This window comes from Streptomyces sp. NPDC097617 (assembly GCF_044761485.1).
GTDB lineage: Bacteria > Actinomycetota > Actinomycetes > Streptomycetales > Streptomycetaceae > Streptomyces.
In genome coordinates, this window is record NZ_JBIWCL010000048.1 from 1 (window position 1) to 25,470 (window position 25,470).

Annotated in this window: 20 protein-coding genes; 9 read left to right on the forward strand and 11 right to left on the reverse strand. The window is 62.3% G+C overall.

Going from position 1 to position 25,470, the window contains the following annotated elements; all coding sequences use genetic code 11:
- Window positions 1–193 precede the first annotated feature (193 nt).
- Window positions 194–793 (forward strand): hypothetical protein, encoded by a 600-nt coding sequence (locus ACIQZO_RS39375; protein WP_403636080.1) that lies wholly within the window; start codon window positions 194–196, stop codon window positions 791–793.
- A gap of 235 nt (window positions 794–1,028) precedes the next feature.
- On the opposite strand, the gene ACIQZO_RS39380 is transcribed toward ACIQZO_RS39375, so the two are convergent.
- Together ACIQZO_RS39380 and ACIQZO_RS39385 are read right to left on the reverse strand one after the other, a co-directional pair.
- Complete coding sequence (locus ACIQZO_RS39380; protein WP_403636081.1) at window positions 1,029–1,265, reverse strand: hypothetical protein; 237 nt, start codon at window positions 1,263–1,265, stop codon at window positions 1,029–1,031.
- 13 nt (window positions 1,266–1,278) lie between these two features.
- Window positions 1,279–2,028: a transposase family protein gene (locus ACIQZO_RS39385; RefSeq protein ID WP_403636083.1), complete on the reverse strand. Its 750-nt coding sequence runs from the start codon at window positions 2,026–2,028 to the stop codon at window positions 1,279–1,281.
- A gap of 937 nt (window positions 2,029–2,965) precedes the next feature.
- On the opposite strand from ACIQZO_RS39385, the gene ACIQZO_RS39390 reads away from it, so the two are divergent.
- The 4 genes from ACIQZO_RS39390 to ACIQZO_RS39405 all read left to right on the forward strand — a co-directional run bounded on the left by ACIQZO_RS39390 (window position 2,966) and on the right by ACIQZO_RS39405 (window position 7,591).
- A complete protein-coding gene (locus tag ACIQZO_RS39390) occupies window positions 2,966–4,873 on the forward strand; it encodes a DEAD/DEAH box helicase family protein (RefSeq protein ID WP_403636084.1) in 1,908 nt (635 codons plus the stop codon).
- The gene (locus ACIQZO_RS39395; protein WP_403636086.1) at window positions 4,870–5,082 is read left to right on the forward strand and encodes a CxC ATPase DNA modification system associated small protein; all 213 of its coding nucleotides are present in this window, start codon (window positions 4,870–4,872) and stop codon (window positions 5,080–5,082) included. The genes ACIQZO_RS39390 and ACIQZO_RS39395 overlap by 4 nt, the downstream gene beginning before the upstream one ends.
- Before the next feature lie 113 nt (window positions 5,083–5,195).
- Window positions 5,196–7,064: a hypothetical protein gene (locus tag ACIQZO_RS39400; protein ID WP_403636088.1), complete on the forward strand. Its 1,869-nt coding sequence runs from the start codon at window positions 5,196–5,198 to the stop codon at window positions 7,062–7,064.
- A 2-nt stretch (window positions 7,065–7,066) separates the two neighbouring features.
- Entirely contained in the window at window positions 7,067–7,591 is a 525-nt protein-coding gene (locus ACIQZO_RS39405) for a hypothetical protein (RefSeq protein WP_403636089.1), read from the forward strand.
- A 226-nt stretch (window positions 7,592–7,817) separates the two neighbouring features.
- Here ACIQZO_RS39405 and ACIQZO_RS39410 read toward each other — a convergent pair whose 3' ends face one another.
- Window positions 7,818–8,726 carry a restriction endonuclease gene (locus tag ACIQZO_RS39410; protein ID WP_403636106.1) on the reverse strand — a complete coding sequence of 303 codons (909 nt, stop codon included), beginning with the start codon at window positions 8,724–8,726 and terminating at the stop codon, window positions 7,818–7,820.
- Between the two features lie 246 nt (window positions 8,727–8,972).
- Between ACIQZO_RS39410 and ACIQZO_RS39415 the strand changes: the two genes are divergently transcribed.
- The gene (locus ACIQZO_RS39415) at window positions 8,973–9,770 is read left to right on the forward strand and encodes a hypothetical protein (RefSeq protein WP_403636091.1); all 798 of its coding nucleotides are present in this window, start codon (window positions 8,973–8,975) and stop codon (window positions 9,768–9,770) included.
- Between the two features lie 333 nt (window positions 9,771–10,103).
- Here ACIQZO_RS39415 and ACIQZO_RS39420 read toward each other — a convergent pair whose 3' ends face one another.
- From ACIQZO_RS39420 to ACIQZO_RS39430, 3 genes are all read right to left on the reverse strand, one after another.
- On the reverse strand, window positions 10,104–12,278 hold the full coding sequence (locus tag ACIQZO_RS39420) for a hypothetical protein (protein ID WP_403636093.1): 2,175 nt from the start codon (window positions 12,276–12,278) through the stop codon (window positions 10,104–10,106).
- A gap of 226 nt (window positions 12,279–12,504) precedes the next feature.
- A complete protein-coding gene (locus ACIQZO_RS39425) occupies window positions 12,505–14,247 on the reverse strand; it encodes an ATP-binding protein (protein ID WP_403636094.1) in 1,743 nt (580 codons plus the stop codon).
- A 400-nt stretch (window positions 14,248–14,647) separates the two neighbouring features.
- Window positions 14,648–15,118 (reverse strand): hypothetical protein, encoded by a 471-nt coding sequence (locus ACIQZO_RS39430; RefSeq protein WP_403636096.1) that lies wholly within the window; start codon window positions 15,116–15,118, stop codon window positions 14,648–14,650.
- A gap of 254 nt (window positions 15,119–15,372) precedes the next feature.
- On the opposite strand from ACIQZO_RS39430, the gene ACIQZO_RS39435 reads away from it, so the two are divergent.
- Together ACIQZO_RS39435 and ACIQZO_RS39440 are read left to right on the forward strand one after the other, a co-directional pair.
- Window positions 15,373–15,567, forward strand: coding sequence for a hypothetical protein (locus ACIQZO_RS39435; protein ID WP_403636097.1), 195 nt, complete (start codon window positions 15,373–15,375; stop codon window positions 15,565–15,567).
- Between the two features lie 192 nt (window positions 15,568–15,759).
- A complete protein-coding gene (locus ACIQZO_RS39440) occupies window positions 15,760–16,128 on the forward strand; it encodes a hypothetical protein (protein WP_403636099.1) in 369 nt (122 codons plus the stop codon).
- A 358-nt stretch (window positions 16,129–16,486) separates the two neighbouring features.
- Here ACIQZO_RS39440 and dndE read toward each other — a convergent pair whose 3' ends face one another.
- Genes dndE through dndB form a run of 4 tightly spaced genes read right to left on the reverse strand, consistent with a single transcriptional unit; the run spans window position 16,487 to window position 21,443 of the window.
- Window positions 16,487–16,864: a DNA sulfur modification protein DndE gene (gene dndE / locus ACIQZO_RS39445; protein WP_030711233.1), complete on the reverse strand. Its 378-nt coding sequence runs from the start codon at window positions 16,862–16,864 to the stop codon at window positions 16,487–16,489.
- The gene (dndD, locus tag ACIQZO_RS39450) at window positions 16,854–18,836 is read right to left on the reverse strand and encodes a DNA sulfur modification protein DndD (RefSeq protein WP_403636101.1); all 1,983 of its coding nucleotides are present in this window, start codon (window positions 18,834–18,836) and stop codon (window positions 16,854–16,856) included. Before dndD ends, dndE begins: the two co-directional genes overlap by 11 nt.
- The gene (gene dndC, locus ACIQZO_RS39455; protein ID WP_403636102.1) at window positions 18,823–20,316 is read right to left on the reverse strand and encodes a DNA phosphorothioation system sulfurtransferase DndC; all 1,494 of its coding nucleotides are present in this window, start codon (window positions 20,314–20,316) and stop codon (window positions 18,823–18,825) included. Before dndC ends, dndD begins: the two co-directional genes overlap by 14 nt.
- A complete protein-coding gene (dndB, locus tag ACIQZO_RS39460) occupies window positions 20,313–21,443 on the reverse strand; it encodes a DNA sulfur modification protein DndB (protein WP_403636103.1) in 1,131 nt (376 codons plus the stop codon). Before dndB ends, dndC begins: the two co-directional genes overlap by 4 nt.
- A 77-nt stretch (window positions 21,444–21,520) precedes the next feature.
- On the opposite strand from dndB, the gene dndA reads away from it, so the two are divergent.
- Window positions 21,521–22,663 carry a cysteine desulfurase DndA gene (gene dndA, locus ACIQZO_RS39465; RefSeq protein WP_403636105.1) on the forward strand — a complete coding sequence of 381 codons (1,143 nt, stop codon included), beginning with the start codon at window positions 21,521–21,523 and terminating at the stop codon, window positions 22,661–22,663.
- 3 nt (window positions 22,664–22,666) lie between these two features.
- On the opposite strand, the gene ACIQZO_RS39470 is transcribed toward dndA, so the two are convergent.
- Window positions 22,667–24,103, reverse strand: coding sequence for a DNA phosphorothioation-associated putative methyltransferase (locus ACIQZO_RS39470; protein WP_403636108.1), 1,437 nt, complete (start codon window positions 24,101–24,103; stop codon window positions 22,667–22,669).
- Window positions 24,104–25,470: the final 1,367 nt, after the last annotated feature.

Sequence of the window (25,470 nt, forward strand, 5' to 3'; positions counted from 1 at the left end):
GCCGACCAGGCGACGACCGAACAAGCGAACCTGAAACCCCGTCGACCCGCCCTGATCAGCTAGTCAACCGCTCCCGCACAGCGGGGGAACCTCAGAGCGAATGAGCCGCACAGGATAGCCCTGCGGCGGCTTCAATGAACCAGTTTCCTCGCAGCCCAGTGTGCCGTACGGCCGTCTAGCGCATCCTGACTTCATGGCTGACATCGTTCCCTACGGGGTCGCGATCCGAGGCGCGGCCGAAGTGCTGGTGAAGGCGGCGGTTCTGCGCGACTTTCTGCCCTCTCGCCTGGCTGCTGAGCGTGCCCACTCCCCCGGTGGACGCTCCGTTGAAGAGCTCGAGACCCTGATCATCCAACTCCGCGAAGGGAGTATCGCTGCCCGGATTTGTATGGCACAGGCCGACCACGGGTTCTTCGCGGGTGCTCGGGGCGTCTCGGTCGCCGGATCAGTCGACCGGGCCAGCGAGCAGATCCTTCGCGAGCGCGCGCTCGACCACGCGTCAAAGCCCGCAGCCAAGAATCTCGGTACTCGAGCCGCGCGGAAGGTCGCCGCATGGAATCAGCTCGACGAGCCGCTGCCAGAGCTCGCCTTCATGACGATCCGCCAAGTCGCGCGAGCAGTAAGCAGCGAAAGTTTCGGCCGCACCAGCCTTGCCGAAACGGAGGAAATGATCCGCATCGAGCATGCAGCCCGGATGGCTGAGTACCGTGGCAGACCCCCTCAGGTGTGCGTGGTAACCGGGCGCGAGTGTCATCCCGTCACACGTGACGCCCAGTGCCGCTCACGACCATGAGACCCAGCCGTCACTCCCCCTTGGCGCCGACCTTCTCCAGATTCACCAACAGCTGCTCGGTCACCCTGCGGGTCTGAGCAAGGAGGTCCTGTTCCGACACTCCGTGAGCCGGCGAATACCTCCCTCAACGGCTCGGGAGCCCTGTCCGTTGCACACCCCAACCCACTCCACCGGCGTCACTCGATCAGTGGCCGCACTGAAAAGGCCCAGTGACGGGCACTCATACCGCTGCGGGTCAGACGGTGCGGCCCCGCCTGCGGGCGCTGCTCTCGTACGCACCGGACTCGTACTCCTCAGCCAACTCCTGCTCGCCCTCGATCGGCAGCCAGTCGGGCCGGAAGTCGGGGTCGTCGGCATACGCCGCAACGAGTTCGCAGATCACCGGGCTACGAAGGCTCAGCGAAATCCTGGCGACCGCCGTCTCCAAGAGGGCGGAGCCCTTGTCCTCCGCCTTCCGCGGAGACTCCTCCACCCAGTGAGCGTTTTCAGCGTTGCCTCTCCAGGGTGAGGACGGCTTTCGTGATGACGCTCATGCGGTTGGGGCTGATGCGGGATCTGCGGAAGATCTGCCAGGACTTCAGCCGTGCCATGCCTCGCTCGACAGGCGCCCGGGCAGCAGACAGGGCTCGGTTCAAGGTCTGCTCGGTGACGATGAGTTCACCGCCCGGCGGTCGGCGCTTGGCGGTGGTGACCCAGTCGCCGGCGCCGATGTAGGCCATGTCGGCGAGGATCGGGACGCCCTGGCGTTCGCAGATCCGGGGGATTTTATGGGTGCGGGCGGCCGTCAGGTCGTGGGTTCTGCCGGGCAGTGCCGGCGACAGCCACAGGATCTTGCCGCTCGGGTCGGTGACGACCTGCACGTTCACGCCGTGCCTTTTGTGTTTCGAGGAGTAGTCGGCCCTGCCGTCTCCGACGCGGTCGCACTCGGCGAGCGTGCCGTCCAGGAGGACGAAGTCCGGGTCGTGCGTGCGCAGCGTCTTCAGCAGGCCCGGCGCCTGCTCGGCGAGCAGGCCAGTGATCGCGGTGACATAGGAGTGGGCGGTGCCGACGGATATCCCGAAGGCTCCGGCGATCTGGGCGAGGGTGTCGTGGCGGCGCAGGTATACGAGTGCGACCAGCGCACGGCGGTGCGGCGGAAGTTTGCACCGCCGGTCACCCTCACGGGTGACGACGAGCATCGTGACCCACTCGACCAGAGCGTGGGGCAGGTCGAGTGCGGCAGGATAGGGAACCAACAGGGCTCCTGGGCTGCTGAGATGAGACGTCGAACACCTCCCTCAACGGCACGGGAGCCCTGTCCGTTGCGCACCCCACCTCACACCGGCCCGTCACCCGATCAGTGGCCACACTGAAAACGCTCAGTGCATGAGCCGGCGCTTGGCGGCGACGTCGGCGAGGACCCGGTGCCTGCAACCTTGCCGGGCTTCGCTGCGCGAGCAGCAGTTTCATCCTCACGCAGACGGGCCCGGAAGAACTCCATCATGACCGGAAAGTCGTCTCGTCTCATCGCCGTTACCCCCTCTTCGGCAAGCGCTAAGGGGGCCATCAGCCACCCCGCCTGGGAGGAACCCCTCCATCCTGCGTGGCGGTGACGGGCTCCCTGTGGGGGAATCTCGGATCGGCCGGTCACGGAGATGCCGAGACGGGTCTTCATCGCGGCCGGCGCCTCGGGCTTGGGCTGCCGGATCCGCGGGCGGTCCACTTCCGCCCTCCGAGAGGATGGAGGGGCTGGCCAGCTGGCTCAGCGTGGGCTTCTGGGCCTTCCGCGACTCCTGGTGAGCGGACGACCTTCTCCTCCTGCGGGGGCCGCCAAGAGGCGCTCCAGGCCCTCCCTCAGTGGCCGGGACGGGGTCGCCTCCTTGGCCGTGCCCACGAGGTAGACGTGGCAGGCCGGTTCGGCTCGCCCTCCACCAGGGCACACCACTCGGGGCCGGCGTTCGCAGGCCCCGCCCAGGCGCGGGCGCCTGCCAAACGCGGCAGCGGTCGGCCTCTTGGCCGACGGAAGGCCACATTCCTCAACCGGGCGCGCCAACTCAGCCGCGATCACGCGAGAATGCTTGTCCGTCGCCCAACGGCGCAGCAGGTCCTGGCATGCTTTGACCCGCAAGCTTTGCGTATGGACGAACCGCCAGTGGTGCTGATGCAAGCGCATCTGAAGGGAGTCACATCTCCGTGGCCTTGAGGAACCTCCGGTATCAGGAAGACTACAGATCCGGATACAACAACCTCGTCGATGAGTTCTTTCGCCCGGCCCTGCGCGAGGCGTGCACCTACTGGCGGGCAGTCGGCTACTTCTCGAGCACCGCTCTGGAGTCCTTCGGGTCCCATCTGGGTGAGTTCGTCCTCAATGATGGCAAGATCCGCCTGGTCACGAGCGTCGAGCTCACTGAAGTCGATCTCAACGCGATAGCCAACGGCACGTCCAAGGAAGCGATCTGCGCCGAGCGACTGGAGCAGATCGTCTCTGAAGAGTTCGCAGACGGTGTCGGCGACGGCGTCGCACGGCTCAGCCGCCTTCTTGAGTTGGAACGACTGGAGATTCGGATCGCGGTTCCTAAGCACGGGTCCGGCATCTACCACGAAAAGATCGGCGTCTTCGAGGACACGGACGGCGAGTATGTCGCGTTCAGCGGGTCATCGAACGAGTCACGGAACGCGTTCGAGAACAACCGCGAGTGCATAGACGTCTACCCAGCATGGGAGTCACCCGTGCGGGCAGCACGCAAGCGACAACACTTTGACCAGGTATGGACCGGTACCGACATCGGCGTCGACGTGTACTCGTTCCCCGAGGCAGCCAGGCAGCGGCTCCTGCAGACCTACCGGGCTAACACGCGCACGCAGCAGCAGCCACAAAGCAATAAGTGGCGCCACCAGGATGAGGCACTCAAAGTCTTCCTCGCAGCGGAGCGCGGCGTCCTCAATATGGCGACCGGGACGGGCAAGACTCGAACGGCCTTGAAGATCATGAAGGCGCTGTTCGAAATGGGTCGGATCGACAACGTCATCATAGCCATGCAAGGAACCGACCTACTCAAACAGTGGCATACAGAGCTCCTGCAAGCCCAGCGGAACCTTCCCCGCCAGGTCCGACTGTATAGAGACTTCGGTTCACATAAGGATCTACAGGCTTACTCCCTCGAAACGAAGGACCGCATCCTGCTGGTCTCGCGCGACAAAGGGCCCACGCGCGATCCGCTGGCAGCGACTCTTCGCAAGCTCTCCTCACAGCGTGCCCAGCGAACCCTGCTGGTACACGACGAGGTTCACGGGCTCGGCAGTGCCGGCACAACGCAACGCCTCGCCGGACTGTCCGATCCAATCAAGTACCGGCTGGGATTGAGCGCCACACCAGACCGAGAATACGATGACGCTGGCAATGCCTTCATTGAGGAACACGTAGGCCCCGTACTCATGGAGTTCGGCCTAGACAAGGCAATTCAGCGCGGGATCCTTGCTCCCTTTAATTACTTCCCGTTGCCTTACGAACTCACACAGCATGACCGAAAGCGCCTGCGGGATGTGCACGCCAAGAAGGCTGCACGGGCAGCAGCAGGCGATCCGATGAGCGAAAAAGATGTTGCAATTGAACTGGCCAAAGTCCACAAGACCTCCCAGGCAAAACTTCCTGAGTTCGATAACTTCATAGCAGCATATCCCGAACTCCTGGAGAGATGCGTCGTCTTCACGGAGACGCAAGAGTACGGGCAACAAGTTCTCGACCTCATTCATAAGTACAGGCCTGACTTTCACAGCTACTTCACTAACGAACAGTCGAGCACCCTAGATCGGTTCGCGCGGGGCGATCTTCAGTGCTTGGTGACCTGCCATCGTTTGTCCGAGGGTATCGATATCCGCTCCCTCAACACCGTAGTGCTGTTCTCATCAGCGCGCGCCCACCTGGAAACCATCCAGCGAATCGGAAGGTCGCTGCGAACCGATCCTGCGAACCTTGGAAAGGTCGCAAGCATCGTTGACTTCGTGCGTGCCTCGGAAAACGACACGCCGAACTCTGACATGGAAAGACAAACGTGGCTGACGGATCTGTCGGGCATCCGTCAGCAGGAGAATTCTAAATGAGCCTAGATTCGAAGGTAACCGAAGGCATCAGAAATGCCGTAGCCGAGGCTGGACAAGATCCGAAGCTGGCACAACGGCTTATCGCCTGGATGACCGCTGTCACATCGGGCAACGAAGACGTCAACGACTCTGATGCAGCTGAGCGCAGACTCGATGTTCTATACGAGAGCACGACCACTAGCCGCCGCGACGCAGAGGAGCTTTTCTGATGCCGGCAGTCATGCAGATTCTCGGGTGGACGGCCACCGGGCTCCGATGCCCCGATCACCATGTGGACTTCCGAAGCCAGGCCGGGGGGCTCCACAGTACCTCTCTAGTTCAGATGCCCAACGGCACAGGCAAAACCACGACAATCGACTTGCTGCGGGCAACCTTGTCTGGCTCGGCGACTGACGGCAGCTGGGACCGGGACATGGTCAAAGGACTCCAGAAGCGAGAAAGTCGACCCAGTCATGGCTCTTTCGAAGTGAGGCTGCAACTTAACGAGCAGCTCGTCACTATCATCTTGAACCTGGATTTCGAAAACGGAAGGGCCTCCTACAAGACTACACATGGAAAAGGCCAGATCGACGGCTTTCACCCCCCTCGCGATTTCCAAAGATTCCTTACCGAGACATTCGTAAAGTTCTTTGTGTTTGATGGGGAGCTCGCTAAGGACCTACTCAACCCACAAGAAATCCGAGCCGAGACGGTTGTCGAAAATCTCTTTCAAATCAACTCACTCCCTGCCATCAAAAGGAAGGTGTCCGAATACTGGGATCGTCACGCCAGCACAGTGACGGCGACTGAGGAAAAGGGCCTCATCCAGCGCCGTAACAGGCTCGGCAGACTCCGCGAGCGCAGAACCTTCCTTGTTTCACAGCGGAAGCAGCTCAAGGATGAACGCGACAAGCTCGCTGCGGAACTTTCCGATCGAGTGGACCTCTACGACCGGGCGACAAAGAAGGGCGAAGCGCACGGTCAGCAAGTAGCCAAGCTGGAATCACGCTGTACTCAGCTTTCCCAAAAGGCCCGCGAGGAAGCCACAGACCTGCTGGAGGCCATGCGTAACCCGCACGCCTTGTCGCCATTCTTCGCCCAGAAGCTCTACGACCTCAAGACTGGCCTCGATCGCGTAAAGCTGCCTGAAAGCGCGGCCCGAGAATTTTTCGAAGAGCTGGCGGCTGAATCTGAGTGCATTTGTGGACGGCCCATAGATGACGAGGTGCGCAGCGTAATTCAGCAACGTGCACACCAATACCTCGGATCGGACGACGTTTCACTACTCAACTCGATGAAGTCATCGATTCATGAAGCTGTCGGAGAGTCTCGGACCACCCCAGAGGATGAGCTCCTCGAAAGTATCGCAGCGCTCGAAGTCTCCGTCGGTAAGGAACGCGATGCCCAAAATGAACTCGATCAACTGCGACTAGAGGTCGAGCAAGCGGACCCATCCGTAAAGGAAGCAAAAGAACAGATCGAGCGCCTTCGCGCACGGATATCAGTAATCGATCAAGAGCTAGAGAAATTCAAGAACAAGTCTGAGGACGAGAAGGACGAGCGAACCTTCGGGATCAAGGTCATTGAGGGGCGCATCAGCGAGGCAGAGCTGCGCCTCGCAGAGATTACAGAAACCCGCGACCTGCGAGAGAAGCGGGACATCCTCAACGGCATCATCGAGGCTGCCTACAGCAAGGCACGGAAAGGTATCCTCACAGAAGTGCGGGATGATGCAAATCAACGCATCCACGAACTTCTCCCCAATAACGACATCACCATTGCCGAAATCAACAAATGCCTTAAGCTTAAGGATCAAGAAGCCGGCAGCATGGGCGAGACGCTATCCGTAGCCTATGCATTCCTTGCGACCCTTTTCGATCGATCCGAGCATCAGCTTCCGTTTGTGGTGGACAGCCCTGCCGGCGCGATCGATTTGGATGTACGCCGACGAATCGGCGAGCTCATTCCCGCGCTCACGAGCCAGTTCATCACCTTCATCATCTCCACGGAGCGTCCGGGCTTCGTACACTCCCTGAAGAAGTCAAGCAACGACGAGATTCAGTTCCTGACCATCTTCCGTAAAGGCTCCGGAACCAAAAGATACGAAGACGAGGCGCGACAACTTGTGGGCACCGCGGAAAGCTCCGATGGATTCATGATCGCGAATGAAGCCTTCTTCGATGACTTTCAGATGGAAAGTGAGGAGGTGTAGCTATGACGAATGAACCGGCACGGGCGCCACAGCCATTCCGGCTTCGTGACGACGCCAGAGAATGGTTTAAGGCCCTATATGAGAAGGATTTTCGGATCGGTTTTGACGCCTTCTATTTCTGCTTCATGGCAGGTATTGCCACCGGAAATAAGATACAAACGCCTAACAGTGCGGCGCCTGAGCTCATTCCGTACTTCCCAGATAGGTACGCACCGCGGAAGCAAGTCCTCGTTGCCCTGTTCCTGACCCAGGAACTGGAAGACCTTGGAATCAAAATGAGCGAGAAGAAGGACGTTCACGCGAAGATCAAGAAGCTCCTAGACCCTAATTCCTCCGGACACCACCTCAGCGAAGAGGGAGTCAAGGAGTTCAACAAGTACGCGCACGGAGGGTTTGAAGTGCTTCGTGACGAGTGGTTCGACGATAGGCCACGGTCTCTGGAGACGTTCCTGCGGATCTTCAAGCAGGCACTCGACGAAGCAATCGCCAAGCGAAGGCTCGCGGAAGTAGTCGCTTCCAAGCCGTAGGGACCTTGAGCTCCATCAGCAGCTTGGGGACCCGTTATTAGGCGCAGCTCACCCGGTAGTCTTCGATGAAGGGCATTCAGGTGTCCATCATCCGGCACGGGCTTAGCCTGAGCTGAGGAGTGCGCCGGCGTTGCTCCAGTTCGACACCCCGGCGCAGCCCATCTTGTCGTCTGCGATCGTAGCCGGGAACGGGAAGGCCAGCCTCCATGTAACGGGTGGAAGGTTCTCAGGAATGTTTGTTGAGTTTCTTGGCTTCGTTAAGGATGTGGCCTCGATCCATGAATCCGACGCCGCGATCTCTAAGGATCTTGTCGACGTGATGCTGCTTGCCGCCGGTACGGAGTAGACGTGCGGCCTCAGCCACCAAGCCATCCTGTTGGGTTGTGGAGGCCGCTGTGGCGCGGTCGTGCGTGGGGCGTGGCACACGAGTCCTGCCCACCGTTGTCGCTGGGCTCGTTTCTGGCCGAGAAGCGATGCCCGCCCGGAAGGGACGGATCTGGAGGGAGATCCGGATGCCGAACCGTGCGGCTATCAGGAACGTGCCGAGCGACCAGCACACCAGGAGGATGCCGATGAGCTTCAGGATGTCCAGGACTAGCGGGCCGGTGTAGGTCTTCTCGTCTCCGATCGAGCCCAACGGTGCCATGAGGAGACAAACACCCGCGACCACACGCCAGTTCCGCCGCCAGAATGTCTGTTCTCCGACCGTTTCGGGGTTCCGAGCTGTTATGGGCCCGGTGGATGCGGAGGAGCGGTGGATGCGGCGTGCCGTGTTGTTGACCGGCGTCATCGCGCCGTCCAAGCGGTACCTGAAGAGCGCGATGTTCCACTCCTGGGCGTAGGCCACGGCGGTGGGCGCGTAATCGCTGCCGGTGAAGAAGATCAGATGTGCGGTCGACCCGTAGGGGCGCGAACCCACGAAACGTTGCAGTTCCGGACGCCCGACCTGGGCAGCCTGGTACTTGACCTGTCCCAGTGCGCCGGTAGCGCGGACATCGATGCCGGAGTCCGGGCCTCCGGGGCGTGCGGTGGCATCGGTATAGCCCCAGTGGCGCATCCAGATGGCTGCGTTGAGCTCGGCCTGCTGCCACGACGAAATCTGCATCGGCTGCGGCGGCACAGTCCTTGGCGGCATCTCGGCCACGTTCCCCCTCATGTACTCGCTCCCGGCTCGGCAGATCACTGCGCAAGGCAGAGCAGAACGCACACCTGGCAGAGGAATAGCAGGCCGGCGCCGAGCTGCCCCATGGTAGGCGGTGACGTGGTGACCGCAGGAGTGGGAAGCGGGCAAAGCCAGCAGTGCGAGGGCCGGCGGGACGCCTCAGCCACCGCTACATGCCACGATGACGCGTCACATGAGGACACGGGGGCGACGTTAGCCATGAGGTACGACCAGAGCCGGGCGGACAAGCTCGATGAGACGATGCTCGAACTGCTGCTGCCGGAAAGCGCAGTGGAGTCACTGGGGCAGTGGCTAGCCGACCCAGAGCGCGGCCGGCGGTACGCGAACGGAAGCGGCCCTCACACCATCCCGTACGCGCCATCCATGTGGATGGCCGTAACGCCATGGCCCACCACCTTCGCCGACCGGGCGGCGGCCGATTCGGCCTCGGTGAGTCGAGCTGACGTCGTGGCCGCAGTCCAGGCCGCGGAGCAGTCCGAGAGCTGGGCACAGGCATTCGTGGCCACGCAGGTGTGGGGCTACGGTGTTACGGGCTACGGCCCGTACCGCACTCGTCAGCTGCTCGCCCAGCCCAGCGCTGAGGCCGTCCTCACCGAGGCGGTGTCCCTGCTCGTCGATGAGGGCGCGGTCGCCGCCTACGAGGTGCTGAATACGCTCGATGGCATCGGGCCGGCGTTCCTGACCAAATTCCTCTACTTCGCGGGCCTCGCGCTGCCTGAGGTGAAGGGCCCGCGCCCCCTGATCCTCGACAGCGTGCTGGCCGGGGTCCTGCGCCGGCACGCCATGAGGGCTGGACGTGCGGTTGGCTACGAGTGGTCCGAGGCGATCGCCAAGTGGATCTGGCGCGACAGTGGCTGGAGTTCCCACCGTTACGACGTCTACCTCCGGTGGATGTACGCCGCCAACGATCGACTCGCGGCCGCGGCGATCGACTGGCCCACAGCCCCAGACGTGCTCGAGCTGGCCCTCTTCAGCGCTGTCTGGGACCCGAAATAGCGGTGTCGCCGGTGGTTCACCTTCGGGTGCCCGCTTGGTTCAGGTGCTTGTCCAACGGCCGCAGCCAAGCCCCGAGGTCGATGGTGTCCCACGCCAAGGCGCTTGATCCCCTACACCTGTGCGAGAAACCGCAGGGTGCCATCAGAACTGAAGAAGCGGCACGTTGCCCGCTGAAATCCTTGGAATTTCAGACTGCGCCGCAGGGGCGCTGCCGATCCTCTCGTGGCGGCACGGGACTCCGTGAGGAGGTGCCCCCAGCACGTAGCTGGAGGCACCTGGTACCTGAGGTGCGCCAAAGGTCAGCGGCCGACCATCGGGCGCTCGGTCCGCGGTCTACTCTGCTTCAGTCAAAGCGTCGTCTAGTACCGCCTCGCCGGTCTTGCGCTGCCGCGGGACCGGGCGGCTAAGCCACTCTGCGAAGTCTTCTTCATCTACTTGGAACCAGTTCTTCAGCGCGCTCCTGAGCGCCCCGGTCGCCTGCTTCTCCGCATCATGCTTAAGGTCCTTATCGTCCGCGGTCGGGCGGTTCGTCTTCAGAGCCTTGAACTGCTGCTTGATGCACAGCTCCAGATACGCTCGTCGTGCCTGCTCTAGCGTGCGGTCGAAGGCATCCCGGTCTGGCAACCAAGTAGCCACGTGAGACCAGGCATCAGGCACCGCGAGCGCCTGCATCCAGAAGTATCGGAAATAGATGGCCTGCGGGGATTCCATGTTCACGATCTGGTTGATCGGATATGAGATGCCCACTTTGTTGAACGCAAGTTTCCGGTCGCGCGCCTTTCCGCTCTCGATCTGGAAGAAGGAATTCCATCCACCGACGAGGGCCTCGGCGAAGACTGGCAGATCCTTGAGGTCCACACCCCCCGGCTGTACCTTTCGCAACTCCCAGAGCGACCCCAAGGTCACAACGAGGCCAAGCTGGCAGGCGTGCGTATTCAGCACGGAATACGCTTCTCTGCACCTTTTAACCCGTTCAGGCCGCCTCGACCCCAAGTATTCCAATGCCCGGTACTCGTCGAAGTCGCCTTCCTTGCCCTTGAGGGCCTCCCAGGCGCGAATAACGTCCGACTTGGGCTGTCGGCTGCTGCCACTGTCCCGGTGGTCCTTGTAGTGCTCGTAGCTGTCGCGGAGGGTCCAAAAGACGCCCACCCCGCCGAACAACGCATCATGAGCGAGGGCCGCGAAGGTGTCTGCGGGAAGCCAGTCGTTCTTTAGGTTCGTCAAGGCCGAGGCGTGTGCAGCGTAGGGGGCGGTGCTAGACAAGAGCGTCAAGATTGCCTTGCCCCAGGTCTCCCTGAACCTGTCACTCAGCGCGTCCAACCTCCCGAGCGGGAACTGCTTGTCACCGACGGTGTCTCGGTCGACGGTCCGGCCACCATCTTCGAAGTACTTCGGCAGGAGCGACGGAAGGTCGAGCTGGGCGCGCATGAACCTGTCACGCGCCTCATCACCTTCCCTGCCGGAATTTTGCAGCGCGACGTTGGTGAGGTACTTCTGCGGGCCGAATACGCACCGGTTGACAGCCATCTTCAGCAAATTGATGTTGGTGAGCACCGACCAACGGGCCGGCCGATAGCTGTTGACCTCGGGGTTGTCGTACTCCACCGCGTACAGAGGGAGGTAGGAGTCCTCACTGCGACTGCGCAGCTCGCTGAGCATGCTTCGTGTGAGGACGTTGGTCAGCTCGGCGTCCGAAAGAAGGATGATGCGAGACTCGCTCGGCGGACGAGCTTCCTTGTTGACGTCGACAAACAACTTCCGCGCGGCTTCATGGGGGCGAGCGCCTTCGCCGGTCTGGTCCGGGAACCAGCACACGGTCACAGGGACCTCAACCTTCGACAGGTCAGGCTCGCCGGCACCGTGTTCCTCGAGCGCACGAAGAACCTGGTGCTCGTAGAACGAACGGAATTTGACGGCGGACGTCTCCTGCCATGACTTCGTCAGCGTCCGCTCGATAGCGAGCAGGGCCATGGCTCGGTGCTGGCCGTCCAGCACGACCAGGCGCGCTTCGGTGTTGTTCCACCACAGCTTGCCGACGTTCGCCCCGTGGGGCTTGCCGTCGGCGCCGAGCAGGCGCTGCGTCTGGAACGCGTTTCCGGCCTGCTGCTGTTCCCACTCGGCTTCGTCCGCGTTGACCGCTGTGCCCTCTCCGAGTACGGGGAAGAACGTCGGCTGCTTGTTCCGGAACGGCAGGAGCACTGCGACGATGGGAGGAAAGAATGCCGGGCCTGTTGCTTGAGGCTTGAGTAGGTATGGGATCAGTTTGACCGCCACTCGGTGGTCATCGAGATCGCGCTGCAAGAGCTGGTTGAAGTCCAGGTCGCCGGCGTCCATAACCTCTCGTACTGGGGCCAGGCTTTTGGTCAGTTGACGCTCAGGCGTGTCGGCGTCCCCACCAAGGCGGGCCTTGGTCATGATGTAGTCGACCCGTCCCGCCGGGGTATCGAAGCTCCCCCAGGTGCCTTGCGCGTAGTCGCGGAACGTGAGCCTGCCGCCCGAGCCGAACATCCTTCACTGCCTTCCCACTGTGATCTGTACCTGGTGTCGACGGCCGTTGGACGACCGCATCGCTGGTGACTTTTGAGTTCGCCCCTTACGGCATCCTGCAGGTCACAACGCATCCGCGGAGCCCGATGCCTGAAACAAGGGGTTCCGGCCGCAGGAATCAGCCAAGCCTGGCTGGAGCGTGATGCCGGTGCTGGCCGGGCCGGGCCGGGCCGGGCCGGGCACAGAGTCACTCGTCCTTGAGCTCTTCCTTCAGCATGGCCTCGGTGAACATGCCCCAATGCGTGCGCAGTTGGCTGTAGTCCTCTTCTGCGTTCTGGGACATCGATTCCGCGCGGGCATAGCCCATGAACAGGAGATCGATCGCTGCTTCGGCACGACGGGCGAGGTCGAGCATGTCTTCCGGCGTGAGGCCGTCCGTGCCTTGGTCAGCGAGCTTCTTCAACGGCACATAGACCTCACGGAAGAACGTGTGTCGAAGATTGAACTTCACCACGGCCTTGCCGTTGAGGTGCTGAACCACGATGAACTCTTTACCGGGCCAGCTCGCATCAAAGAGAGTAATGGGCTTGGTCAGGATCTGTTCGCGTAGTGCATCGACCTTTACGGCATCGACTACTGGGTCAAGCCCCATGTCTTCTGCCGCGTCCAGAACGATTTGTTCCTCCTGCTCCGGAGTTACAGTCCGTCCCGCAATACCCTGCGGGAGGTTGTGGTTGGCCCGCTCTGCGGTAGCCATGCTTCCGTCATGCGGACCGCTCTCGAGACGCTTTCGCGTGTCGACCTCGGTCCAATATTCGCGGATCTGGCCGCGGGCTTGCCGCACGGGTCGTTTCAGCCACTCTTTCAGTTGATTCCGGAGCTTCGTCACGGGCTCGGCGCCGCGCTTGACGTTCCGAACCTGGAAGTACTCGTCCAACTCTGCGGGGAAGGAGACCTCGATGGCCACGTACCGGATGGCCTTGTCTGTCCGTGCCGCCTCCAGGAGACGAGGGATACCGTCGTAGAAGATCTCCCGGCCGTTACGCAGGATGCTGATCTTTGCAGCATTCTCCGGGTTGATCTGGAACTCCGTGATGTCATGGCCTTGGTGATCCACAAGTCCACCTGCCCCGGCGTAGGGGCGGAATTCAACGGGTACCAGGCCGACTTTTACATGGACTTTGTGGCCGTCGATCTCGATGTCGCCTTCCTCGACGACAATGCCGCGGGGGTCGAGCTTCTGGGATTTGTACTTTGCGATGATTCGAGGGTTGTCCCTCAGGAAGAGGGGGTCGTGAAGTGTGACCGGCTTGCCTTCGAGTTCGATGGTGCGACCCGTGTCGATGTAGGTCCGGAAGGCGCGCGCGATGAACTTGCGGAGGTCGGCGATCTTTTCGTCCAGGGACGTACCGTATGTGCCGCCAGTGGACAGGCGGTCAATCTTGCTGAAGATCACTACAGTTCCGGAGGCGAGTGGGCGGCCGTCCCTGCCCACCATCTGCTTTGCGGCTTCCTCAGGCCACTCCTGGACCTCGTCGGTGCTGATGTACTCCTGCTTGCCGTCCCTGACTTCTTCAAGGTCCACGTAACTGTGGTGGATCGTCGAGCTGTTGGCGCGCTTGCTGTAGATGTCGATGCGCTCGCCAATGCTCAGTCCGGCGAGCTTCAGTCCCATCCCATAACGGCCTAGGCCGTCGCGCTCGTTGTAGCGTGCGCTGTAGCCCATGGACAGCACGTTGTGCATGATCGCAGGGTCGATGCCGACGCCGTTGTCCGAGATGATGAACTTCTCGATGGTCTTCTTGCGAGCTCCGTACACCGGGAGGACTCGCATCAAGGTGGCCTCGGCCTGGATGGAGTTGTCCAGAGGCTCGCCAATGGCGGCCGTCAGGTCGAAGCCAGCGTCACGCATTGATTCCAGGGCGCGGTCGATCTGGATGATGCTGGCGCGCTGGTCGCCGGGGGCCTGGAACAGAGGGGCTGTCGTCATCAGTGGTCCTCACTCGAACTGGTAGCGGGATCGATCTTGAAGGCCTGGGGTGCGAGGCGAAGTCTCCGCACAGTGCGTTGTACGGCCCGGCAGTACACGCAGATGGCCTTTTGGTAGGCGGGATGGTCCGGGTGTATGCGGTTGGTGACCCCGGGCGTGAGCGTGTGGAACAGTGCGCACTCGACCTCGTAGGCGTTCAGCGGACTGTTGTGGACGTCGTACGTGAAGTACGCGCCTCGCCGGTTCGTGCAGTGTCGGAGGAGCCGTCGCCGGAGGTCTGTGTCGCTGCGGCCGACGTAACTCGGGACGCCTGTCGACGTGTAGAGCACGTAAGTTCCGATGTACTGCGGTGGGATGAGTGCTCGTACGATCCACGGGCGAAGTCGGAGGAGTCTCGGATTCATGCAGCCGGCACCGATGCCTTCCAGCTCTCGCGGGCTGCCCTCCGGGCGCGGCTGATGCGCTCTCGCACTCGAGCTACGGGTAAGCCTTCACAATGCGCGAGACTCGCGGCATCCTCACCACGTGCGAGCGCCTGGAGCAGGGCACGCTGCTCCTGGGAGATTCCGGGTTCGCTGCGCAGCCATTCGTTGATCTCAACCAGCGGATAGTCCCGGTCGTTCACACCCTGCTCGGTGTGCTCTGCGTCGAGGTGGACGAGAGGGGCGATGGTCTTGCGGCGTTCGAGTACCTCATAGGCGTGTCCCATGGCTGACCGGACGCGGTACTCCGTCGGCGTCGACTCGTCAGAAGGGTTTCGCAGAAGCTCGTCGAGGGCTCGATCGATCCTGTCGAGCTGGTAGGTGTCGAAGGTGACGCGCGCGCTCTGTTGCAGCGCGACAATAGCCCCCTCGACGGGGTGGCTGATCATGATCGCTCCAGGAGGTCTGGTGGCGAACCCCATACGGTGGCTCGCGTCCGGGTGTTGAAGCGGTGCTCATTCAGTTGTCTTGCGAGGGTACTGGATACCACCGACATGCGTTGGCGGATCGGCCTGATGTGCGCGGCGCCTGACTGGCCCTCATCTACAGTGGTCGGGCAACTGCTCCTATTGTTGCAGCTGTTGCTGGAGGTTCTCTGCCTGATCGAGCGCCAGGTCCGCGGGCCCTCGGGAGCGACCAGAAGATGCCCGGGCTCTATCCCGGCAACCAGCAGGTCCGGCCTACCGGCCCGGTGATCCTCCACCATCTCTCCGGCCTGCGGCTAGGCGTCGTCGGCGCCACCTACCCGCCGATCACCGTCATCAGCCGCGGCGTCCAGCTCCATCTCCTCGACCTCCTCAGCCTGGAACCGACGCATCCCCGCTGGCCAAAGACCTGAACGAGCTACCCCTGGCGCGCCATGGGCCCTCCTGGGAGCGTTGACGGCATAGCCCACAACCAGCGGGCGCGCACGCCCATGTAGGTGCGCATCCTTCCCTCAGCGTCGGTGGGCGTACGGAGGATGACCAAGTGGCCGCAGGAGGCACGTGACCTGTGCCAAGCTCATCCCCCATCGGGAGAGGAACGACTGATGACCCATTACCAATGCGGATCGTGCTCGTATCAGAGCGACCATCTCGGCGAGGCTCAACAGCACTCGCACCAGACGGGCCACGTTTGCATCGGCAAGGACGGTGCCGGGTCAGCCGGGGGTAAGTTCGGCAAAGCCAGGGTCGTGGTTAAGTCCGGCGCCAGCGTTCTGGCCGCCACCACCATCGGGGTCCTCGCCTGGAAGTGCAAGGGGCTTCAGGAAAAGCATGAGGGGGTCCTGTCCATGGCTGCCGGACTCGTCGTGCAGTTGGCGGAGTCGACGGCGGAGAACGAGAGCTTGAAGTCGGAGAACGACTACCTGAAGTCGGCCACCGGTGCCTCGAAGACGCTCAAGAGCTACGACTGCTGAGTGAGGGCGTACTGCGGGTAGTGCCACTGGTGGACGGGTGCCCCGGCGCTCGATGCCGTGGGAAGGTCGAGCGGGTGCCGGCCCAGCCCGGCGCTAGATCCGTTCTCCGCAGGTCATCCATTCGGGAAGATCAACTGATCGCAGGGGGTCAGCCACCGATCAGCGCGGCGGCCTGAGTTGCAGAACCCGCCGAAGCACGATCACTTGAGGACCGTGATCAAGCTCGGAGGCTGTGTAAAAGAGTGACCCGCGAAGTACGGAGCTAGCGGCATCCAGCCGCGGCATCGGCCCAAGCCGGCATGCAGAAGCCCGCCCCACCTATAGGCGGGGCGGGCCGACATCATCCATCCGCTGGGAGCTATCCCGTGGCGGTGGAGACGAGCTGCTCGACGGACCGAAGGTCGGGCCGGCCGTGCAAGTAGCCGATGCCGCGGTGCAGGTGCACCGTCAACGTCCGGGCGATGGCCTCGTCCGAGAGCTCCTCGCCGTCCATGAGGCACCGCTGCTTGAGCAGAGCCAGGTAGATGTCTCCGTACGGGCTGGTGAAGGTCTTCCACGACATCTCGACGTTGGAGTCGGTCACGACCTCCTTCACCAGTGGCGTGGATGAGTCTCGGAGCGACAGCGCCAGGGCCCACCTGCAAAGTTCATTCCACTGGGTCAGACCGGTGTTGCGCTTCAACCAAATGAGTTGATCCTTCGCCGTCTGCGAGAGGCGAACTGTCTCAAGCGACATGCGGGGCTCCTGCGGTCCACCAGTAGCCAGTCTCGACGGTTGTGGTGAACGACGTGTCGTCGTGGACAAGGGTGTAGGTGTGTGCGAGGGAGGGCTTCAATCGGCTGAGGAGGTTCTCGTCGATCTCCTCATCCGTGGACAGCAGAAGGACCTGCCGACCGGCGTTAGGAAAGTACCGGTCGACCAGGTGCTGGCGGTGCCTACTGTCGAGGCGCCCCAGAGGCGTGTCGATCACGCTTGGCAGCCTGTTTCCGGCAACCTTGGCCAGGCCCCAGAGCAGCGAGATGGCAAGCAGCTGCCGTTCGCCCGCGCTGAGCCGTCCGGGATCGATAGGTTCACCTTCGGAGTCCGCGAGAATGAGATTGGACTTGACGGTGTCGATCCGCAGATCGTGAATGAGGCCGCTCTTACGCATCAAGGCCTTGAAACTCTGAAGGACAGCGACTTCCAGCCGGCTGATGTGGCGCCGCAGCAGAGCCTCGCCGAACTTCTCCAGCGTGTCTCGTGCCTTGCCTGCGAACGTGACGACTCGCTCGAGCTCCTCGATCTCGATGAGCGTCTTGACTCGCTTCTGCTGCGCTCGTTCCAAATCGGCGCCGATGCGGGCCCGCCGACTCTTGACCTCCTCCAACTGCTGCTCGCCACGCTTGAGTTCATCATTCGCGACGGCGAGCGTGTCGATCGCCTCGTTCCGCTTCTCAATAAGATCCTTGATCAGCTTCTTGTCCGGCACACCAGCGAGGAGACGATCAGCGTCATCGAGACGGTCGGACGTCTCCGCGGACTCCTTGAGGAGCTCGCGAGCTCGAGATGCATCCCGAGAGAGCGCTTCGTCTAGAGCCGAGAGTTGCTCAAGCGCGTCAAGCGGCAGGTCGAGGCTCTGCTTGAGTTCTGCTGCGCTCTCGCGCCGCTCGCGATCCGCTGCCAGCTTCTTCTTCAAAGCCGTACGTGCGGCAGCTGGCACCGACGCAGAAAGCTGGTCAAGAAGCCACGCATCGCGATTCTCCAGGACGCCGACGACTCGTGTGGCGTCGTCGGCGTCCTTCTCCCGCCCGGCCTGTTCGCGGAGCCTGGCCAACTGCTGCGGGAGCATCAGAAGAGGCAACGGTCCTGCAGCAAGAGACCGCAGGGAAGCACGCTGGGTCGCCAGAAGCTCACCAATGGCCTTGTGGTTGCTCTCGAGTTCCTTCTGACGTTCAAAGAGCCTTCCGCCAGCCCGCTCGAATTCCTTCTCCACCTTGTGGAGTTTCACCTGCAGCCGGTCACACCTGGATCGGACACCGCTCAAGGTCTGTGTCCGATCCGCGATTTCCTGCCTTGCCGATTCGTGCTCGGCTTCTTGGGCGCGGATCTGGTCGAGGACGGCCTGGTCCTCGTTGGACAGTCTCTGTCGTCGTACTAGCGCGACAAGATCAGTACGGAGCTGTTCCACCGTGCTCACACCGAGGAGCGAGTGGACCGCGGACTCGATGACGTTGGCTGCCCGCTCGGGGTCTGCGAGCGACTCGATCTTTTCGCCGTCGAAGAAGAAGAGCGAGGCTACGTCGAGCGGGAGGATGTCTTCTACGTGGTCGGCCCAGCCGTCACTGAGGATTCGGTCAAACTGGCCATCCACGATCACGTTCAGGAATTCCTTGAGCTGCTTGCCGCTGGTGTGCCAGCTCCGGGTAACCCGGTAGTGCCGCTCTTGGTCATCTACAACGACGGAGAACTCTAGGGCAATCTCCGCACCCTCGGCCGAGTTGGCCTTACGGTTGATGCTCTCGCGCAGGTAGGACTCGTAGGGGCGGTTGATACACCGTGCCCGACGGCCGTAGAGCACCAGCTGGATGGCATCCAACAGGGTTGTCTTGCCGCATCCGTTCAGACCGCCGATGAGGATGATCGGCCTCCCGGGCTTAACGCTCAAGTCGAGAGACTGCTTGCCGCGATAGGCGCCAAAGTCATGAAGTGCAATGTTATGAAGGAGCATCGGTGTTCTCTTCGTTCTGCGTCACGTAGGTCGGGGCAGATTCGCGGATCTCCTGCTTACGCTTCGCGAACTGAAGGGCGTCGTCTTCGTTTTCGTAGAAGCCCTTCTTGATCGTCTTTTCCAGCTCCTTGAAGAGGCCGGAGCGCCGCGTCATGGTCCGGTGTTGCCGCTCGACTGCGAGGAGTTCACGCGTCATCGTGAAGTGGATGTCGTCGCCGTCGCATACTTCCTTGAGGAGGTCGATCTCCTCGGCCCCGAGCACCAGTTGCTCGTCGAGAGGTCGTCCGGGGAACCTCTCGGTCGTCGCTGCCTCGTAGATAGCCGGCAGCGTGTCTTCGACTTCGTGCTTGTCGAACACCCAGATGCGGCGGATCTCGTGCAGCTCTGCCTCCGAGATCAGCTCGATGCCCTGGACGCTCTCCGGTGCGGTCTGCCTCACGAGGGTCTGTGCCTCCAGGAGCTTTGTCAGCCACTTCTGACGTGCTTCCTGCGTGTACGGGCCGTGGATAACACCGTCGTGGAAGAGTTGAACGTTGCCGTTCATCCGCCGGAAGTCTCGGTCCTCCTTCTCCGTCGACACGTCGTCGAGCAGATTCCGGAGTTCCAGGAGGGGGCGCATCCACTCCTTCTCGTCATCGTTGCGGATCATGGCAGTCATCGACTTGTCCTTGTCCACAAGGGTGCAAGTCCAGCATCCGAAGCGACTGTCACCGCAGGAAGGCGTGGTGTCGTCCACCACCAAGGGACACTCCGAGTCCTCGGAGGCACCCTGGTACATGGTCAGCAGATCCTTGTTCCGATGCCCCCACGCGTTGGAGTACTGCATCAGGAACATCCAGACCTCGTCTGTGCCCCAGGCTTCGATGGGGCTGTAGACGAGGGAGTTCGGCAGATTGCCGTTGGGAGAGAGACGGTCTCGCACGCGACGCTTCTCGTGCTTCGCCATGGCGCGCGCACGCGCCTGACTCTCGGTCTTTCGGATGCCGAGGACGAGGATCGCCTCACCGTGTCGGCGCACGACACGGCGAATAAACGCGTTGGACGGCTTGATCTTCAATCGTTCCGTGCACCACCGGAACTTCGGCCGAGGAGCTGGATAGCCCTTGCCAATGAGGTTGACCCAGAAGGTGTCCTTCACCTCAGGGATCAGGCGGTGCGGCTCGATTGGCAGCCCTTGCTCCTTGGCCGCTTTACCCATTGTGTCAAGGGACTGGGTGACCCAGGCAGCCACCACTGGATTTTCAACCAGTGTGTCGGTGCTGATGACATGTACGGGCTTGGTTCGCTGCTCATCTGACAACCCTTGGAGGGCAAGCCAAACAAGTTGGAGGACAGCGGTGGAGTCTTTGCCGCCGCTGTAGCCGATGACCCAGGGCACCTCGTCAGCCGTGTAGAGCTCACGGATCTCTTCCGTGAGCTCAGTAACTACTTCGGCGAGGGCCCTCCCTTGGAAGGGGGCCGACGGCTTCGGGGTGCTCATGCATCTCCTCGCAGGTATGCGTCCTCTACACGCTGCTCCTCCGGGCTGAGTTGGAGCTTCATGTGACGGCGCAGGTAGTTCACAGTCAGGGTCAGGTTCTGGTGGCTCTTCGACACACGTCCACCGATCAGCGCACGACCCTCCCAATCTGGGTTGATCCGGGACCAGTCAACCGAAGTCAGCAGCTTTAGCCTCGAATGCCAAACTTGGGGTGATTCGGAATTCCGCACGAGCGAGTTCCCGATCCGGCCAAGTGCGTGCAAGGCGATGCCATGACTGTGGATGTAGTCCTTGCGGACCTCGGGAGCTGCAAGCTCACGCTTGCGCACCATCCCCCAGTCGGGGACCACAAGGTCGACAGCCTCCCAGTATGCCTCCGCCAGCTCCTGAGCCTTCTCCTTCTTGATCTCCAGCCCTTGCAGGAGGGACTGGGTAGCGGAGTAGACGGCACTCAGGGTGAACAGCTTGCGGGAGCGTTGAGCAAGGGTGCTGCTCTCCATCTCGACATGTCCCTTGAAGACAGGGGACTTCATTGCCAAGAGGCGAGCCATGATCGCCAGGTCATCTCGGTGGTCGTACAGCACGCCGATCGAGCGCGGCGGGCGCACCGCGTGCCGGTTGAGGTCGGCGAACATCTGCTGACAGCGTTCCAGCCCAGCGTCATGGAAGAAGACGACGGCGATCGTCTCTTCGCCAAGGTCGGGATTCTCCTTCAGGGCTTGCTCGATAGCCGCCCGCCGATGTTGCCCATCGTTGATCAAGAAGCGGGCAGCCATCGGGATACGGATTTGGCCGGCACGCATCCCCATGCCGGTGTCGGCGATGCTCTCGAAGTACATCTCGCCATCGACGGATGCAGTGAGCGCGCTGAAGGTGTAGTCGTCCGGGTTGTCGACGATGTACCGGGTGAGCGCTGGGAGCCGCCCCTTGTTCAAGACGCGCTGGGCTCGAACCTCCGGCGCTAGCTCATCCTCGTCGAAGAGGAAGATCTTCGGGATGAGCCGCAGGGGGCACATGGACACGTAGAACTCGCGACCCGCCTGAACGCCCCGGATGGCTGGAAAGATGTAGTCAAAACCGGCGGACGTGGCGCTGTCGACGAGCTGCGAAGATGAAGATGATCCCACGCGTGCAACGGTATCGTACGTCAGAGATAAGACGTACAGGACGTGCAGGATTAACGCTCAAAGGTGTGGTGGGGCTAGTGGTGACGTATCTCGATGCTGCAGCTACGACGCGCGTGGACCCGCGTGTGGCCGATGTGGTGATGCACTGGATGACTGAGGACTTCGGGAACGCCGGCTCGCGGACCCACGAGTACGGGACCCGTGCGAAGCGCGCGGTGCAGCAGGCGCGCGAGTATCTCGCCAACACGGTCGGCGCAGAACCGGACGAGTTGATCTTTACCAGCGGGGCTACCGAGAGCAACAACATTGCGCTGCTCGGCCTTGCTCCCCACGGCGAGCAGAGTGGTCGGCGTCACATCATCACCTCGGCGATCGAACACAAGGCGGTGATCGAGCCCCTGGAGCACCTGCAGTCTCGTGGTTTCGAGGTCGACTTCATCAAGCCTGGTTCATCGGGCAGGGTCTCTATCGAGGCGGTGATGGAGAGGCTGCGTCCCGACACGCTTCTCGTCTCGCTGATGCACGTAAACAACGAGACGGGTGTCGTCCAGCCTGTAGCCGAGCTCGCTGGATATCTGCGGGAGACCCCGACGTATCTGCATGTGGATGCCGCGCAGGGGTACGGGAAAGTACCTGAGGACCTGACGGCGCCGATCGACATGATCAGCGTCAGCGGTCACAAGATCGGTGCTCCAAAGGGCGTCGGCATGCTGGTCACCCGACGCCGGCGCTCGGGCAGGCTGCCACTGCAGCCGATCATGTTTGGTGGCGGTCAGGAGCGGAAGCTGCGCCCGGGAACATTGCCAGTGCCGCTGATCATGGGCCTGGCTGAGGCGGCGAAGATCTTCCAGAAGGAACACAAGCAGTGGAGCAAGGGCGCAGCGGATCTCCGCTCACGGCTCTTGAACGCGCTCGCGAAGACCCGATTCCAGATCAATGGAGACCAGGACCACACCGTCCCACACATCCTCAACGTGTCCTTCGATGGCGTGGATGCCGAGGCGCTCATCGTCCAGTTGAACCACTATGTAGCCGTCGCCACAGGCTCCGCCTGCACAAGCGCCTCGTACACCCCCAGCCACGTACTCACCGCCATGGGGCTGCCCGAGGACGCAGCAGAGAACGGGCTCCGCATGTCCTGGTTCCCGAACCAAGCAGCTGACCTTGATGTTGAGGAGCTGGCGGACCTGATCGCGCGGTTGCAGCCCGACTCCGCCTGATCCTTAGCCTGGGGTACTGCGCACCAGCCGATGTCCCCGCAGGGCCCGGCCGCACCGGAAGAGCTCCCTCTCCCAGCCCTCCTCTGTGCCGATGAGGTGAGGGTGCTCGTACAGTCCCGCCTTCACCTCTGATGCCGTCAGCCGCTTGTATCTCTCGACGTCAGGATCGTCGGGGGGTAGGAACTCGTGCTTGCGGTGGAGCAGCGGCCGGTTCTCGGAGTCGGCGTACGACGTGTGGGACGTTTTGAGGGCTTTCATCTCGACCTGGTAGGAGGTCAGGATCTTGGGGTGTGGGTCGGTATCGAAGTCTGGGTAGTCCAGCCAACTCACCGCCCGGCCCTGGTGGCAAAGCTTGGTCAGGGTCCATTCTTGCGGGCGGCCAGCGGCGATCGAGGCGCAGTGCTCGTAGAGGCGTAGCACTGTAGGCATACGGTCGAGTGCTCGCTGATGCACGTACAGGGCGGTCTGGGTCAGCTTCCCGACTGCGGAGGCGTGCATAGCTCCTCGGACATAAGCGTCGTCACGCAGTTTGAGCAAAAGCCGGTCGGATCGCTTGCAGGCCTCCTTGTAAGAGGAGAAGAAGGCGCGGACGTCGAGTTGGACACTGAGCGGGAGGCTACTGAAGGGGCCGCGGCCGTTGAAGAGCTCCACGGCGAGAAACAGCAGGGTGTTGAGCGTGGTTCGCTTGCTGCCTTCTTTAACCTTGCTGGAGTCGGCAGAGTCCCGTACGAGCCGACGGACCTCGTTGGGGCGCAGGTGACCGAGTAACTCGGCCATTGGTTGCGGGACTTCTTCCATATGTGGCAGCCGGCCTCGACGCTCGACGTAGTCGACGATTGCTGCGATCGCTGAGGTCCTGTCCTCGGATGCGAGCCACTCCGCATCGGGAACGATCCGCCGGGCAAGGTAACTCAGCCGGGCTCGGTCGTCCTTGAAGGCATAGACAACCCCTGGCGCGGCGGAGACCGTCCGCACCCCGGTCACTTCCTCGACATAGGCCCGCAGCTCGCTAGCACCGAAGAGGTGTTGGAACGTCTGCCGACGGGTGAGGAGGCCGTCGCCAAACGCCTCTCCCTTAACCTTCGACTTCTCCCACGTCAATCGAGCGGAGGCGATGAGGACTGTCTCAGCGAGGCCCCACGCCTCCTTCAGGGTCTTGCAGCGCTCCTGTGGGTCTTCGATGACGTTGAGGACGTAGGTGAGGAGCACGACTTCCGCCGGCTCGAGCCTCGTATCGGCTTGGTAGAACGGATCCCAGCCGACCGCTTGGCAATCCAGCTGCTGGAGTACACGCACATCGCCCCCACGGCCACAGCCGTAGTCAAGGACGGACCGCCCGGGGAGCAGCTGCTTATCGACCATGGCCTGGCGTGCGGGGACTGAGAGACTTGCTCTGCTGATCGCGGTCAGTCTGCGATCGCTGCTCCATACCCGCTGCACGATGACCACGCCCTCACCCAGCCGAACGACAACCGGAGAGTATCGGCGGGCCCCCCTGCGAGAGACACGAAACGAAGACGTCGTCCAAACTGATTGGGTTCTGCGCACCGCGGACTACCGCGAAACTTCGCCGTCCGCTGTTGTCGATCACGGTCAGCGCCCCACTTTCGACCGCCGCGGTCGCCCCAGGTATCGTCCGTGGCTACCTAGTGCCGGTTGCAGACCCAGGTCTTTGGCTCCCCCTGGGCTACGAGGTCAAGGTCCGTCATAGTGCCCTCTCCGCACAGCTGGCACGTGACCTGGACGGTACGTGGCATGCGCACAGGCCGTACGTGGTCGTAGACGTGCAACGTGAGCTGAGCCGTCCTCCCAGTGGACGTGATGATCAGTTGTGAGCTGAGTTCCGGATGGGGCGCAATGGCCTCAATCTCCAGCTGCTCGGTGGGGGTTTTTAGGAGTGCGAAGACGTCACCTCGGCGGAGGCGGGCTGCTATGACCAGAGACGGCAGGCTGACAGTGACAAGGAAGCCGTTGCACTGACGGGGGTTAGGCATCGGCGGATTGGGGGCGGTGCTCATAGCTGGACCCTCATGTGTGGTGCGGGGCTCTCAAGGAGGCTGCCCTGGCGACGAGCTTGCGTCGACGTTGACGGCGTCGTGGAGCAAGCCGTCACTACGCACTGGGCTTGGTTGGCCACTACCTCTTGAGCCCAAGGCGGATGGCGTTCGGGGGATACGCGACGTTTGGCCGCCTCCTCGATGGAGTCAGGACGTTGCCGCCCGGGTGCTGGCCGTCGTGCGCTACTTCGGGTTTCGCGTGCGAGTGTGTCGACTGGTGGCGGGAGTTGCTTGGCCTCGCTGGCCTTGCGGTCTTGTCACCGTAGGCACAGGCCCGCGGACATCTCGAATCGCGGTGTCGGGACGCGGCACTCCGCCCACTGGAACACCCGACTGCGCTTCGAACCAGGCCGCTACTCCGTGCGCATCGGCACAGACACAACGAAGTTCACGTATGAGACGTGCGGCTGACGGTAAGAGAGGCGGGCAGTCTGGGCTTCGGACACCGCAGCGTCACTTCGCGCTGGAAGACCCGCGAGCACAGGGGCCACGCCATCAACGCCACAGCTGGACCCAGCCGCCATCGCCGGCCTTTCGCTCACCAGCGTCCCCCGGCGCCCGCAGGCAGGGAGCACCGAGGGCGCGGGACGACCAGAAACGTCTCGTCGAGCAGGCGCAGAGCCGTGGAAGCCACCCCCACGTCCTGACCCGTGTTGGAGGTTCCCCCGAGATGCGGGGATGGGTGACAGAGGGTCAGATGGGTCTCATGAGAGGAACCCAGCCGATGGCTGCCCCGAGGAAGTACCCGCT

Bases quoted from the DNA above. Each gene is read 5' to 3' on its own strand.
- ACIQZO_RS39375 (WP_403636080.1), top strand. From the start codon at position 194: ATGGCTGACATCGTTCCCTACGGGGTCGCGATCCGAGGCGCGGCCGAA.
- ACIQZO_RS39395 (WP_403636086.1), top strand. From the start codon at position 4,870: ATGAGCCTAGATTCGAAGGTAACCGAAGGCATCAGAAATGCCGTAGCC.
- ACIQZO_RS39400 (WP_403636088.1), top strand. From the start codon at position 5,196: ATGCCCAACGGCACAGGCAAAACCACGACAATCGACTTGCTGCGGGCA.
- ACIQZO_RS39405 (WP_403636089.1), top strand. From the start codon at position 7,067: ATGACGAATGAACCGGCACGGGCGCCACAGCCATTCCGGCTTCGTGAC.
- ACIQZO_RS39410 (WP_403636106.1), bottom strand. From the start codon at position 8,726: ATGCCGCCAAGGACTGTGCCGCCGCAGCCGATGCAGATTTCGTCGTGG.
- ACIQZO_RS39415 (WP_403636091.1), top strand. From the start codon at position 8,973: ATGAGGTACGACCAGAGCCGGGCGGACAAGCTCGATGAGACGATGCTC.
- ACIQZO_RS39420 (WP_403636093.1), bottom strand. From the start codon at position 12,278: ATGTTCGGCTCGGGCGGCAGGCTCACGTTCCGCGACTACGCGCAAGGC.
- ACIQZO_RS39425 (WP_403636094.1), bottom strand. From the start codon at position 14,247: ATGACGACAGCCCCTCTGTTCCAGGCCCCCGGCGACCAGCGCGCCAGC.
- ACIQZO_RS39430 (WP_403636096.1), bottom strand. From the start codon at position 15,118: ATGATCAGCCACCCCGTCGAGGGGGCTATTGTCGCGCTGCAACAGAGC.
- ACIQZO_RS39435 (WP_403636097.1), top strand. From the start codon at position 15,373: ATGCCCGGGCTCTATCCCGGCAACCAGCAGGTCCGGCCTACCGGCCCG.
- ACIQZO_RS39440 (WP_403636099.1), top strand. From the start codon at position 15,760: ATGACCCATTACCAATGCGGATCGTGCTCGTATCAGAGCGACCATCTC.
- dndE (WP_030711233.1), bottom strand. From the start codon at position 16,864: ATGTCGCTTGAGACAGTTCGCCTCTCGCAGACGGCGAAGGATCAACTC.
- dndD (WP_403636101.1), bottom strand. From the start codon at position 18,836: ATGCTCCTTCATAACATTGCACTTCATGACTTTGGCGCCTATCGCGGC.
- dndC (WP_403636102.1), bottom strand. From the start codon at position 20,316: ATGAGCACCCCGAAGCCGTCGGCCCCCTTCCAAGGGAGGGCCCTCGCC.